This is a genomic window from Paenibacillus sp. V4I5, assembly GCF_030817255.1.
In the GTDB taxonomy this organism is placed as follows: Bacteria; Bacillota; Bacilli; order Paenibacillales; family NBRC-103111; genus Paenibacillus_E.
In genome coordinates this window covers 7,778,389-7,791,104 of the sequence record NZ_JAUSZB010000002.1, presented here as the reverse complement: position 1 = coordinate 7,791,104, position 12,716 = coordinate 7,778,389, and the positions used below count along the sequence as shown (strand labels likewise).

Sequence of the window (12,716 nt, the reverse complement as noted above, 5' to 3'; positions counted from 1 at the left end):
ACCATTCTTTCATTCGTGATTCCCTATAGTATTCATTGGATATACAAGGAGCTTCACACGAATGGTGATCCACCTTGGAAACAGGAACCTGTAGAAGAAGAACGAAAAGATCCACAATCGAACAACTCTTGATAGAGATCATTTAGAGGTCAGTTCATCCATTATTTTTACACGCGAGTAAATGCCCTCTTTGCGGACCTCTAGTTGCACCTCCCCCATTTGATCTGTACGTAACACCTGCACCTCATTTTCTTTCAAACGCCTTAACACATCAGGTGCTGGGTGACCATAGCTATTCATACCTCCTACAGATATGACCGCCCATGAAGGCTTCCAAAAATCGAGCCACCCTGGTGTCGTGGATGTTTTGCTGCCATGATGAGCAATTTTTAGTACATCGACCCTGTGATTTATATGTTGTTCTTGATCTATTAACGAAGGATGTTCTTTTAAATAATCGACCACAACAGCTTCAGACTCTTTCTCCATATCCCCTGTAAATAACCAACGCGTCCCCTGCATCTCGAGCAAGAAAACAACGGACTGCGCATTCTGTTCTTTGACAATTTCAATGAGCTGATTGTCTCTTTCCAAAGGATACAGAACCTGCAATCTGGTAAGCGGATCAATCTGAATCCAATTGCTTACATTCGCAGGCAAAAGCGGCACTTTTCGCGTTAGCAGGGTGTCAAATAATTTCTCTATGCTTGCCCCTGGCTTGAGCGTTCCATTAAAGAGAAACTGCTTGACGGGCATTTGCGCAATAACAGCCTGCAGACCCCCACTATGGTCCGCATCTTCATGTGTGAGAACAACGAGATCAATCTGATGAACACCACGTTTCTTGAGCAGCGGAACGAGCAGCTTCTGGCCAACTTCATAAGGATCCTTACGAATTTTCCAAGCTTCGCCAGGCTTCCTAAATGTAAGAGTCCCTCCACCATCAACCAGAATATGTCGACCATGAGGTGTCCGAATCAGTATAGCATCACCTTGACCAACGTCGATAAATTGAACAAGACCGGATCGGTTGAAGCGTTCAGGCGAATACCCCATCCAAAGCAATAGCAGGAAACCTCCAGTCGCACATACGAGCCATTTCGATAAGTTCACCTTCTTTTTGCCTTTAACACTTACCAAAATAACTGGGGGCTCTCCCCTAGCTTCTTGCGACATGCGATGACATAATCCATAAATCAAAATGAGAAAACCATAATAAAAAGTTATCCAGGGTAGGCTTGGCGACGGCCATAGCATCTTAAATTGGTGCAAATGTTGAAGCTTGTCTGTCATCCAGAAAATTACTTCGTTTAACCAAGAAATAAGCATACCGATGCTTCTTCCAGCAGGGGCATAAACAATTCCCAGAACTAGAGCTAGCAGGCCAGCGGGGAATACAATCATGCTAATAACAGGAACCAAGATGGCGTTAGCTAGCCAAGACAATAAAGAAAACTGATTAAAATAATAAATAGATACCGGAAAGGATACCATTTGGGAAACAAGCGTGATGGAGGCCGTATTTCTTATAATTGGGGAAGAAATCCACGGAACGATTAAATCATTGACTCTTTGTACCCCAACAATGAGACCAAGTGTAACCAGAAATGAAAGCTGAAAGCTGACATCCAGCAAAAAGAATGGATCCCACAAAAGCATGATCCATGCGACAATCGCCATAACATGTAAAACATCCTTAAAGAGCCCTTTCCGAGCTGCATAGAGGGCAATTATAGACATGAGTCCGGCCCGAACAATCGAAGGGGAAGCACCTGTCAATAGGATATAAAATGGCAATAACCATATACAGATTAGCAAATAGGTCTCCTTCGCCAGCTTTAATCGGCGCATGATCCAAATACATACACCGAGAAAAACAGCAATATTTAAGCCGGATATGGCTAAAATATGGGTCAATCCCAGCTCCGAAAATTGCTGGAAGCGCTCTGGATCGAGATCGTCCGTCTGACCGATCAGCATGCTCTTCATGAACCCTGCCTGCGGCGCGGGGAAGATAAGATCCATGCGCCTGCTGAGGGCGCCGCGCAGCTCGTCGTTCCAGCGCAGCAGCTGGACGACGCTTATACGCGCTTCCGCAGGCTCGACCTGCGCCTGATCCACCCCTTTGGCAGCGAGCAGCCAATGGGTGTGGTGAAGGCGCAGGTATCGGCGGTAGTCGAAGCCGCCGAAGTTGCGGGCGGGGGACGGGCTGCGCAGCGTCCCGTGCAGCGTCAAGGCGTCGCCTCGGCGCCAGCCCGACGCCACCGCCTGCTGCTCCTGCTGGAGCAGGCGCAGCGAGACCTGCACACTTTCCCCGCCGAGGGGGAAAGCTTCCGTGCTTGGGAAGCGGATGGATTCCGCTTCCATCGTGAAGCTGGCCCTGTCGCCGTCGACGGTGACAGGGCTGGAGAATCGGCCGAGCAGCGTGACCTCGCTGCCGTCCAGGGTCTGCTGCTGCTGCGCCAGCGGCAGCAGCGCAGAGACGTTGCGCTGGTCGGTCCATTGGAAGTAGCCATAGGCTACTCCGACCAGCAGCAAGGCGCACAGCGGCTGTCTGCCAGGCAGCCGCAGCGCATAGATGACGATAAGCGCGGCTAACAGCAGCGTACTCGTCATCAAAGATAACCACTGCAGCTCGGTATAGAGCGCGAGCACGTAGCCAGTTATCCACAGACAACACCCTATAACAACTGGTCGTTTCACTAGCATTTGCATATACATTTGCTTCCCCCTCCTCTTGAATGTTATAAAATCGAATTGTATTCATTTACATAAGTTACGTAATTGAAGAAACCTATACTTTGAACTTCATCATTAATCATTAATCTTCAACTTCAGTATTCGTCTTTCACCTTTCACCTTTCACCTTTCAACTTCATCATTCATCTTTCAACTTTCACCTTTCACTTTCACCTTCATCAATATCAACATCATTGGATTTTTTACAGCGCTTTCTCTGTATTTACTCCAATGAAAATGTAGGTACCGCATAGTTACAGTGCCTTGATATCCACACTTTTCCCAGCTGAATGAACAAACAAAAAAACCTCTCCCCAGAGCAGCCCTAACGGCTGCTTCTAGAAAGAGGTTCTTCCCCTTGTTTCAGTAGACCATTTAATTCACAACTTCAGATACAGTGCCAGGTGGAGGTTCATATCCTTCCAATCTACGGAAAACGATGCCTCTGTCTTCCATCAAATGGCTTACTTTTTCATGATCCTTGGGATACCCGCGATGGAAAACGATTTCCATTACACCGCTATTGGCCAGCATATTCGCACATGTCCAGCAAGGCTGATCTGTAACATAGACAGTCGATCCTTCGCGATCTTCCCGATCCGTAAATAGCAGCAAATTTTGCTCTGCATGAATCGTTCTAATACATCGCTGTTTACGAATAACTTCCTCGGTACCATCCACCACTTTAAGCTCAATTTCTTCTACAAGCATGCAGCCTGCCTCTGTACAATCGGGAACACCCATAGGTGCACCATTGTAAGCTGTTCCAAGCAGCTTCTTGCCCTGAACCAACACTGCCCCCACATGCCGACGGTTGCATCTTGATCGAGTTGATGCCATGTAAGCTATATCGAGGAAATAAGTATCCCAATCTTTACGGATGCTCATAACGGATTGCTGACTCCTCCTTCCGAAGACCCATGTGTAGTCATTGGATCCTTTTTTTCATTTCTAGTATTCTCTCATATTTCCTTGCAAAATAAAAGGAAGGAAAGGACTATGTTGAAGTTACATAAAGAAATGCTTTCAATTTCTCGAGCATTTTCTCCCCGATGCCCTTCACTTCTATCAGCTCTTCAATCCGGTTAAATCGCCCCTTTTTCAACCGATAGTCCAATATAGCCTTTGCCTTGCTCGCTCCAATACCCGGTATCTCATCTAACTGTTCAAACGTAGCGGTGTTAAGATCCAATCGCCCGGTAGACCCTGCTGCTGGCAAACTAGCTTCCGGCTTTTCATTAGATACAACAGAAGGCGTAGGTATTGCTGTAAGTGCAGGTATCGTTGCTTTAGTTTCTGTGTTTATTGATGCCTTTGGTTCTGCTTCTAACGCTCCTTTCGGTTCTGTTTCTATCGTTGCCTTCTGTTCCGTGTCTATCGTTGCTTTCGGTTCTATTCCTAAGGTCGATTTCGAATCTAATTTGCTTGTAAGATTCGATTTAGGTACCTGGTCCTCTTCAGTTTGTGAAATCATAGCCTGCATTTGAGTGTTCAAAGGTATAAAATCTGTTTGTATCATAGATCTGCCTCCACGAAGGAAAGGCAAAACGACGAAAGCAAATAAACAGATCGCTGCCATCATGATTAGTATCCTTCCTTTTTTGTAACCAAAAAAATCCACGAATTCCCTCCTAAGAGTTTTGCTTTAGCAAAACTAACTTCGTAACCATAAACTTTAGATTTTTGATTTAGCAAAACTTGCATCTTAAGTCTTTCCGAACATAATTGCTGGCATATGAACATATACATGAAAAAGCATCCGAATGGCAATTAAAACTGACCCCGTTCAATAAACTATGAAAGAAAGTGACTGATTTTTTCGGGAGGGATTACTGGATGAAAGCAGGATTCATCGGTACTGGGAGTATGGGAAGTATTCTGATTGAAGCATTCATTCATTCTGGAGCTTTCAATCCGGAGCAAATTATAGCGGGAAATCGAACAATTCGTAAAGTTGAGCTTCTAGCGGAGACATATCCTGGACTTCATGTTGCCGGGTCGAATAGAGAAGTCGTACTGGGGAGCGATCTCATCTTTCTCTGTGTGAAGCCGTCTGAATTCAAGAAAGTTATTGATGAAATTAAAGAGGACGTGCTTCCCTCTCAACTCATCGTGTCCATTACAAGCCCTGTCCTGCTCAAACATTTGGAAGGTCTTCTGTCGGCGAAAATCAGTAAAATTATCCCAAGTATCACCAACTACGTGTTAAGTGGTGCTACACTATGTATTCATGGGAATCGAATGCAGCCTGAGGATAAAGAATGGCTTGAGAACCTATTTGCGCATATTTCCTCACCTATTCGTGTTTCCGAAAATTATACGCGGATCTCTTCCGACATATCCAGCTGCGGTCCCGCTTTTTTAGCCAAATTCCTGCAATCTTTTATTGATGCGGCTGTTGAGGCAACTGGTATTTCTATTGAGGAAGCGACCTTACTTGCTAGTGAAATGACGCTAGGCACAGGAAAGCTGCTTACGACCGGAGGATTCAACCCTGCTAGTCTGCAAAAACGTGTATCTGTTCCCGGTGGAATAACAGCGGAAGGCTTACGTATTTTGGACAACGAGCTTGCGGGGATATTCTCACGAGTCATTTGTGCTACACATGCCAAATATGAAGAAGACATTGAGAAGGCTGAGCTGCTGTTTACTCTGAAGCAGTAACCTTCCCAAATTGCCAACTTCCCTTGCTATCCTACAACAATATTTACTAATTTGCCTTTTACAACAATCAATTTGCGAACGGCCTTTCCGGCGGTCGCTTCTTTGACTTTATCGAGGTCAAATGCGATTTTCTCCATCGCTGCTTCATCTGTATCCTTGGAAATCAGCACACGATCAACAATTTTACCATTGACCTGTACAACAATCTCAATTTCATTGTCGACTGTCCACGCTTCATCGTAGGTTGGCCATGGCAGATAGGTAATTGACTCTGTGCCGCCAAGCTTCTCCCAAAGTTCCTCGGCCAAATGCGGTGCAATTGGGGATAACATCTGAATGAAATTTTTCATCGCTTCAAGCGGTAAACGCTCTGTTTTATAGGCTTCGTTAACGAAAATCATCATTTGACTGATCGCTGTATTAAACCTAAGGGCTTCGAAATCCTCGGTTATTTTTTTGATCGTCCGGTGCCAAGTACGTTTGAACGCATCGCTGCCCAATGTTTCGTCGGCGCTGATTTTAGCATTTATTTGACCATTCTCGTCAACAAACAGTCTCCATACACGATTCAAATAACGATAGATACCATCCACACCCGTTGTGTTCCAAGGTTTGGTCGCTTCAAGTGGTCCCATGAACATTTCGTAAATACGCAGTGTGTCGGCCCCTTGATCGCTGACAATATCATCTGGATTTACAACGTTACCGCGAGATTTACTCATTTTCTCCATGTTCTCACCAAGAATCATCCCTTGGTTTACAAGCTTATGGAAAGGCTCTTTGGTATGAACAAAACCAAGATCATAAAGTACCTTATGCCAGAAACGCGCATACAGCAAATGAAGAACTGCATGTTCTGCTCCGCCGATATAAAGATCTACTGGCAGCCATTGCTGCTGAAGCTCTTGCGAACAAAACTCTTTATCATTACGCGGATCGATAAAACGTAGATAGTACCAGCAGCTGCCAGCCCATTGCGGCATGGTATTCGTTTCACGGCGAGCTTTCATACCGGTTTCCGGATCAATCGTATTTACCCATTCCGATACGTTCGCAAGTGGTGATTCTCCTGTACCTGATGGTTTAATTTCATCGACTTGTGGAAGCAAGAGTGGCAGTTGATCCACGGGAACAGGCTTCATTGTGCCATCTTCAAGATGAAGAATTGGAATCGGCTCTCCCCAATATCTTTGACGGCTGAATAGCCAATCTCTCAAACGGTAGGTTACTTTACCGCGGCCTTTGCCGTTTTGCTCTAACCAAGCGATCATATGGCTGATCCCCTGTTCGATGTTCAAGCCATTAATCGGGCCGGAATTGACAATCGCCCCGTCACCAGTATAAGCTTCCTTCTCAACATCTCCACCTTGCACGACTTCGATAATCGGCAAATCAAACTGTTTAGCAAACTCCCAGTCACGTTGATCGTGTCCTGGAACAGCCATGATTGCTCCCGTACCGTAACCGCCAAGCACGTAGTCAGCAATCCAAATTGGCACTTTCACGCCATTAACCGGATTGACAGCATACGCCCCTGTGAAAACACCTGTTTTGTCTTTTGCCAAATCCGTACGCTCGAGATCACTTTTGCGCGAAGCTTTTTCTTGGTATTCCTTAATGGCAGCTGCTTGATCTCCCGTTGTAATTTGCGTAACAAGCTCATGCTCAGGTGCAAGAACACAGTACGTAGCGCCAAACAATGTATCTGGACGTGTCGTAAAAACCGTCAAACTCTTCTCATTGTATCCATCAATCGCAAATTGGACTTCTGCGCCTGTGGATTTACCAATCCAGTTGCGCTGCATATCTTTGATACTTTCGGACCAATCCAGCTCCTCAAGATCTTCAAGTAAACGTTCTGCGTACTCGGTAATTTTCAGAATCCATTGACGCATCGGCTTACGAATAACGGGATGGTTACCGCGCTCGCTCAGGCCGTCAATCACTTCTTCATTAGCAAGAACAGTTCCCAGCGCTGGACACCAGTTTACGGGCACTTCATCCACATAAGCGAGTCCTTTATTGTACAACTGGATGAAAATCCATTGTGTCCATTTGTAATACTCAGGATCTGTTGTACTAATTTCACGATCCCAATCGTACGAGAAGCCTAGTGATTTAATTTGACGACGGAATGTATCAATGTTCTTCTTGGTGAATTCTCGCGGATCATTTCCCGTATCCAGTGCGTACTGTTCAGCAGGAAGTCCGAAAGCATCCCATCCCATTGGATGAAGTACGTTAAAGCCTCTCATCCGTTTGAAACGTGAAACGATATCAGTTGCTGTGTAGCCTTCCGGATGTCCTACATGCAGACCAGCTCCGGATGGGTAAGGGAACATATCCAGCGCATAAAACTTCGGCTTATCCGAATTCTCAAGCACCTTAAACGTTTTCTTCGCATCCCAATAAGCCTGCCATTTCGGCTCAATTGCCTGTGGATTATAGCCTTGCTGCTCTTTTGTTTCTTTGGTTTCTTTAATTTCTTGTGTCATGTGTAAAATCCTCCCTGTGTACAGCCATCCTCTTCATGGTTCAAAAGCGCTGTAAGCGCCAAAAAACCCCTCATCGCTAGCGGATATCGCTAGGGACGAGAGGTTAGATTCCCGTGGTACCACCCTAGTTAACACAAGACATTCTTTGCCTGTGTTCACTCTGCCCCTTAACGCGGGTGAGACGATCCAGCTAGCACCATTTATAGGGATCTTTGAGTGTAGCTCAAAGTTCTCCGCTATAGGGATCTTTGAGCGTAGCTCAAAGTCTCTCCGCTTAACATGGTGATTCACCTTCTAGCTCCAAGGCGAGTTCACAAGACTGACATCTACCGGCTTCCACCCTACATCCGGCTCTCTGAAAGATGCTGTACAAGCTACTATTCCTCTTCTAAGCTTTAATAATCTAATTAGCTTTGATTATATGTAAAATAATACCGCACTGTCAAGCTGTGATGGACTTCATTCCCGTTATTTCTTTGCAATAAAGAAAGCACGTTCCGTCATAGAGGTAGGTTGCTCCCAAGTAAAATCGGCGGCCATATGTACCTCTGTGAAACCGACAGCAAGCAGCGTTTGCTTTAGCCATTGCAAAGAATAAGCTCGCTGTTGATGAGTTTCATCGATGCGTCGAAATGAATTCGTGCCATCGCTATTTTTGACAAATATGGTCAACTCGTGTTCAATTTGCACTTTTTCTTCATCTAACTCACTTGTCCAAATGTAAGCAACATCTTCTTCATTCAGGAAAAAGGGCTGAGATTCCGCATAAGCGAACAATTGCTCAGGAGTATGCACATCAAAAAGGAAAAGACCGCCAGGCTTGAGCCCCTTAAAGGTTTGGCGAAAAGCATCAACGATATCTTCGTCCTCTAACAAATAGTTGAGACTATCACAGATCGAAAGCGCCACATCCACTTGTTCACCGAGGTCCCATTCACGCAGATCCTGTTGTACCCAATGAATGGCGCCACCGCGCAGTTGAATGTGCTCCCCTGTTTTTTGCTCAGCGACTGCCAGCATGTCTTCAGATAAATCAATACCCGTCAACTCGTACCCTTCCAAAGCTAAAGGAATCGTCAAATTCCCAGTACCACAGCCCAGATCAACAATCGTAGATGGTTTCATACCAAATCGTTCGAAGCTTTCTTTCACGAAACGAAGCCAATCTTCATATGGCATGCTATTCATCAAGCGATCATAGGTATACGCGAATTTTTCGTAACTCATGTTAACCTTGCGTCTCCTCTTGCTTCAGATAGGTCCAATCATCTTCCTGATAGATGAGCCCGTCCTTCATAAGCTTGCCTAATGCGCGTTTGAATGCCGCTTTACTAAGGCCAAACCGATCCTTAATGATCTCTGCAGTCGTTTTATCCGAAAATGGCATCGCATTTCCAGGTCGTTCTTGAAGGACACTCAAAATGCGCTCCGAATCTTCATCCATCCCTTTTTCTTTACGGAGTCGCATCGATAGATTGACCCGACCATCCTCTTCACGAACGAATGCGACCCGTACTTCAACTAACTCACCTACACGCAGCAAGCGTGTCCGTTCTGGAGCAGCAATAAGTCCAATAACACCATAGCCGAGGACGCCGGCTTCGCAAATGACAAAGGTGCCAATTTGTAGCGGTCTATAGACACGAGCTTTAACCCACTGATTATTCCAGCTAGAAGGTGCACGGACGCAAAGAGGAGCCAGGTCCTCTTCCAGAGCCAGCTTAGCGATTAAACGTCCTTGCCGATCGTGAGCTAAAGTGGCAAATACCTTATCTCCTACTTGTGGACGCAGCTCCTCGAGCTCCGGTACATGTCGGTAAGGAAGTAATAAGTGGCGACCCAGTCCCATTTCCAGAAAATATCCAAATCTAGGGTGAATATCTACAACTTCCAGAAGCCCTACTTCGCCCATGAGAAGAAGCGGACGCTTCATTGTAGCCATCAATCGATCCTGCGTATCGTGGAACATGAAGGCTTCAACATGCTCTCCGGGTTGTATTTTACCTACGATTTCTGCATAAGGCAGAAGAACATCCTGCTGGCCGTCAGTAAGGAAATAACCGTTAGGAGGAACCTCCCTCGCTACCTCTAGGGTAACAAGGGATCCTGCTTCCATTCTCATACGCGCTCCACAACTTTGGCATCAGACCAAAGTCTTTCGATATTATAATATTCACGATCATCGCGGTGGAAGACATGAAGAACAACATCCCCTAGATCAAGCAGAACCCATCTTGCTGTATCAATACCTTCATAGCCTCTGATATTAACGCCATGCTCATGTGCTTTCTTTCTAGCTTCGCCGGCAATCGCTTGCACTTGCGTTTCTGAATTCCCGTGACAAATAACGAAATAGTCGGCAATTAAGGATACGCCTTTCAAGTTTAGTGTTACAACATCTGCCGCTTTTTTATCTTCAGCAGCCTCAACAACAAAAGCCAAAACTTCTTCTGGGTTTTTACTCATTCAATCAACCTCCAGGGTTATGTGTTTATTTGTGTAATCAAATCGTTCCGTGTCAAAATAGTAAGCGGATAAATCCGTTTGCCTTTGGCAATTAAAAAGCTAATCGTGGAATCAAAACCGGCTACCAGCGCCTTCTCTAAGCTTCGCTCAGCGATTTCGCGGATGATATCCACACCCGGAAAGTCACGTCCAGGCTCCATATAATCTGCTAAGCATACGATTTTGTCCATTAGTGTCATCTGAACACGTCCGGAGGTGTGATACCGAATTGCATCTAGTATCTCCTCATCATGGATGCCAAATTGCTCCTTAGCGATAAAAGCTCCAGCATGGGAGTGCCACAGCTCCTTATCATAGTCCAGCAAGTCTTGGGGCAATCCGTTCTCGCGGATAATCTTAGCTTGCTCCTGAACGGGCCAATACTTGCAATAATCGTGCAAAATGGCCGCAAGGTCCGCTTTGACCGGATCTCCACCAAAGCGTTTCGCTAATATAACGCTAGTTTCCATGACACCGAGTGTATGCAGCCAGCGTCGCTCAGGCATTTGTTCCTTTACCGCGGCTATCAGTTCCTTACGATTCATACAATCGGTTCACCTCCATGTAACTATTCACCGAGTCTGGGACAAGGTAACGGACTGAACCGTTCCTTTGCCTTTCCTTACGAATAGCTGTTGACGAAATTTCAATAAGCGGCGTGGGTACAATCGTAACTCGATTACGAATGTTCATAGGCATATGCGACATGTCAAGATCATAGCCAGGTCTAGCTAATCCAATAAAGCGAATATGCCGCACGATGTCATCAATGCGATGCCACTGCGGCAAATATTGAACCATATCGGCACCTATAATATAAGCAAATTCCGTACCTGGGTATTCCTTGCTGAGCAGCTCAATCGTATCGATACTATAAGATACGCCGCCTTTGCTGATTTCGATATCCATTGGACGAAAAAAAGGATTGCCTTCCGCAGCAAGGCAAACCATCTCCCAGCGCTGCTTTGTCGTCGCTTTTGGCGCATTTGGCTTATGCGGCGGCACATTTGCCGGCATCAACCACACTTCGGCGAGATCTGCTTCCACCCTCGCTCTCTCCGCCGCGATCAGATGACCGGTGTGGATAGGATCGAAGGTGCCACCCATTATTCCGACAAGCATACTTCCACCTCTTTAGCGCGGCAGTTCAATCTTCTTCTTGTCACGCGATTCTTTGTAAAGCACGACGATTTTACCGATAACCTGCACGAGCTCTGCGCCAGACTTTTCGGATAATTCAGTACCGACCTCGTCGCGGTCTTCTCCACTGTTGTTAAGTACAGTGATTTTAATCAATTCACGAACTTCCAAAGCTTCTTGAATGTGACGGATTAAATGATCGTTCACGCCGCCTTTACCTACTTGGAAGATTGGATCTAAGTGGTGCGCCATTGAGCGCAAATAACGTTTCTGTTTGCCTGTTAACATGGATGTCCCTCTATTCATTCTTATTCAGCTAACGACTGTTCTACCACCTGTCTCATCGCCGCAACGGGCGCAGGGGTACAAGTCCAATATTCAAAGGCAAAAGCACCTTGATAAATAAACATACCGAGTCCGCCATGTATGCGGGCTCCTCTTGCTTCCGCTTCACGAAGAAATCTTGTAATTCGCGGATTATAAATGAGATCGCTGACCAGATGGTGCGAACGCAGGAGTTCAAGCGGTAGCGGAAGTTCATCAACATGAGGATGCATGCCGGCCGAAGTTGTATTTAAAACGAATTCGACCTCATTTACAACATATCCTAGCTCGTCCATACCAAGTCCAATCGCTTCGGTGTAGCTACTAATCGTGTCGGCAAGCTCCAAGGCCCGTTCTTTGGTACGATTCGCGATATAGATACGGCCTGCTCCTTCTTTGGCAAGCGCATAGGCAACGCCTCTCGCCGCTCCACCAGCCCCAAGGAGAAGTACACTTTTCCCTCTCAGTTCAATACCCGTCTCTTCCTTAAGCGATCGCACATAGCCGATACCGTCCGTATTGTAACCGATGAGCTTGCCAGATTCATTAACGATGGTATTCACCGCCCCAACGATCCTAGCCCCTTCATCGATTTCATCCAAATACTGCATAACTTCCACTTTATGCGGAATCGTTACATTGATACCTCTGTATCCTAATGCCCGTATCCCGCGAACAGCATCGCCAAGTTCATCCGGCCGAACATGGAAAGCAGCGTAAACGGCATTAATACCCGCTTCCTGAAAAGCCCGATTCAGCATTATCGGGGAACGGGAATGCCGTATCGGATCTCCGAAAACCCCATATAGAATGGTATGACTGTCAATCGTCCGGTTCTTCTCCATGTTC

Annotated in this window: 12 protein-coding genes and 1 other annotated feature; of the genes, 1 reads left to right on the top strand and 11 read right to left on the bottom strand. The window is 46.0% G+C overall.

What is annotated here, in order from left to right:
- Nucleotides 1-138: 138 nt before the first annotated feature.
- The 3 genes from QFZ78_RS36900 to QFZ78_RS36890 all read right to left on the bottom strand — a co-directional run bounded on the left by QFZ78_RS36900 (nucleotide 139) and on the right by QFZ78_RS36890 (nucleotide 4,360).
- Nucleotides 139-2,721: a DNA internalization-related competence protein ComEC/Rec2 gene (locus QFZ78_RS36900; protein ID WP_307554926.1), complete on the bottom strand. Its 2,583-nt coding sequence runs from the start codon at nucleotides 2,719-2,721 to the stop codon at nucleotides 139-141.
- Between the two features lie 393 nt (nucleotides 2,722-3,114).
- Nucleotides 3,115-3,627, bottom strand: coding sequence for a deoxycytidylate deaminase (locus QFZ78_RS36895; RefSeq protein ID WP_307554924.1), 513 nt, complete (start codon nucleotides 3,625-3,627; stop codon nucleotides 3,115-3,117).
- Between the two features lie 109 nt (nucleotides 3,628-3,736).
- Nucleotides 3,737-4,360, bottom strand: a complete 624-nt coding sequence (locus tag QFZ78_RS36890) for a ComEA family DNA-binding protein (RefSeq protein WP_307554921.1) — start codon at nucleotides 4,358-4,360, stop codon at nucleotides 3,737-3,739.
- A gap of 215 nt (nucleotides 4,361-4,575) precedes the next feature.
- On the opposite strand from QFZ78_RS36890, the gene comER reads away from it, so the two are divergent.
- Nucleotides 4,576-5,403 carry a late competence protein ComER gene (gene comER, locus QFZ78_RS36885; RefSeq protein WP_307554919.1) on the top strand — a complete coding sequence of 276 codons (828 nt, stop codon included), beginning with the start codon at nucleotides 4,576-4,578 and terminating at the stop codon, nucleotides 5,401-5,403.
- Nucleotides 5,404-5,429: 26 nt separating this feature from the next.
- Here comER and leuS read toward each other — a convergent pair whose 3' ends face one another.
- From leuS to aroE, 8 genes are all read right to left on the bottom strand, one after another.
- Nucleotides 5,430-7,898 (bottom strand): leucine--tRNA ligase, encoded by a 2,469-nt coding sequence (gene leuS / locus QFZ78_RS36880; protein ID WP_307554916.1) that lies wholly within the window; start codon nucleotides 7,896-7,898, stop codon nucleotides 5,430-5,432.
- An 88-nt stretch (nucleotides 7,899-7,986) separates the two neighbouring features.
- Nucleotides 7,987-8,298, bottom strand: a binding site (T-box leader).
- A gap of 68 nt (nucleotides 8,299-8,366) precedes the next feature.
- Entirely contained in the window at nucleotides 8,367-9,125 is a 759-nt protein-coding gene (locus tag QFZ78_RS36875) for a class I SAM-dependent DNA methyltransferase (RefSeq protein ID WP_307554914.1), read from the bottom strand.
- A 1-nt stretch (nucleotide 9,126) separates the two neighbouring features.
- On the bottom strand, nucleotides 9,127-10,020 hold the full coding sequence (locus tag QFZ78_RS36870) for a CvfB family protein (RefSeq protein WP_307554911.1): 894 nt from the start codon (nucleotides 10,018-10,020) through the stop codon (nucleotides 9,127-9,129).
- The gene (gene rsfS, locus QFZ78_RS36865) at nucleotides 10,017-10,364 is read right to left on the bottom strand and encodes a ribosome silencing factor (RefSeq protein WP_060645306.1); all 348 of its coding nucleotides are present in this window, start codon (nucleotides 10,362-10,364) and stop codon (nucleotides 10,017-10,019) included. Before rsfS ends, QFZ78_RS36870 begins: the two co-directional genes overlap by 4 nt.
- 17 nt (nucleotides 10,365-10,381) lie before the next feature.
- Nucleotides 10,382-10,948 (bottom strand): bis(5'-nucleosyl)-tetraphosphatase (symmetrical) YqeK, encoded by a 567-nt coding sequence (gene yqeK, locus QFZ78_RS36860; RefSeq protein WP_307554909.1) that lies wholly within the window; start codon nucleotides 10,946-10,948, stop codon nucleotides 10,382-10,384.
- Entirely contained in the window at nucleotides 10,938-11,525 is a 588-nt protein-coding gene (locus QFZ78_RS36855; RefSeq protein WP_307554907.1) for a nicotinate-nucleotide adenylyltransferase, read from the bottom strand. The genes yqeK and QFZ78_RS36855 overlap by 11 nt, the downstream gene beginning before the upstream one ends.
- Before the next feature lie 12 nt (nucleotides 11,526-11,537).
- Nucleotides 11,538-11,831: a ribosome assembly RNA-binding protein YhbY gene (gene yhbY, locus QFZ78_RS36850; protein WP_029193567.1), complete on the bottom strand. Its 294-nt coding sequence runs from the start codon at nucleotides 11,829-11,831 to the stop codon at nucleotides 11,538-11,540.
- 20 nt (nucleotides 11,832-11,851) lie between these two features.
- Nucleotides 11,852-12,712 carry a shikimate dehydrogenase gene (gene aroE / locus QFZ78_RS36845; RefSeq protein WP_307554905.1) on the bottom strand — a complete coding sequence of 287 codons (861 nt, stop codon included), beginning with the start codon at nucleotides 12,710-12,712 and terminating at the stop codon, nucleotides 11,852-11,854.
- Between the last annotated feature and the right edge of the window lie 4 nt (nucleotides 12,713-12,716).

Bases quoted from the DNA above. Each gene is read 5' to 3' on its own strand.
- QFZ78_RS36900 (WP_307554926.1), bottom strand. From the start codon at position 2,721: ATGTATATGCAAATGCTAGTGAAACGACCAGTTGTTATAGGGTGTTGT.
- QFZ78_RS36895 (WP_307554924.1), bottom strand. From the start codon at position 3,627: ATGAGCATCCGTAAAGATTGGGATACTTATTTCCTCGATATAGCTTAC.
- comER (WP_307554919.1), top strand. From the start codon at position 4,576: ATGAAAGCAGGATTCATCGGTACTGGGAGTATGGGAAGTATTCTGATT.
- leuS (WP_307554916.1), bottom strand. From the start codon at position 7,898: ATGACACAAGAAATTAAAGAAACCAAAGAAACAAAAGAGCAGCAAGGC.
- QFZ78_RS36875 (WP_307554914.1), bottom strand. From the start codon at position 9,125: ATGAGTTACGAAAAATTCGCGTATACCTATGATCGCTTGATGAATAGC.
- QFZ78_RS36870 (WP_307554911.1), bottom strand. From the start codon at position 10,020: ATGAGAATGGAAGCAGGATCCCTTGTTACCCTAGAGGTAGCGAGGGAG.
- rsfS (WP_060645306.1), bottom strand. From the start codon at position 10,364: ATGAGTAAAAACCCAGAAGAAGTTTTGGCTTTTGTTGTTGAGGCTGCT.
- yqeK (WP_307554909.1), bottom strand. From the start codon at position 10,948: ATGAATCGTAAGGAACTGATAGCCGCGGTAAAGGAACAAATGCCTGAG.
- QFZ78_RS36855 (WP_307554907.1), bottom strand. From the start codon at position 11,525: ATGCTTGTCGGAATAATGGGTGGCACCTTCGATCCTATCCACACCGGT.
- yhbY (WP_029193567.1), bottom strand. From the start codon at position 11,831: ATGTTAACAGGCAAACAGAAACGTTATTTGCGCTCAATGGCGCACCAC.
- aroE (WP_307554905.1), bottom strand. From the start codon at position 12,712: ATGGAGAAGAACCGGACGATTGACAGTCATACCATTCTATATGGGGTT.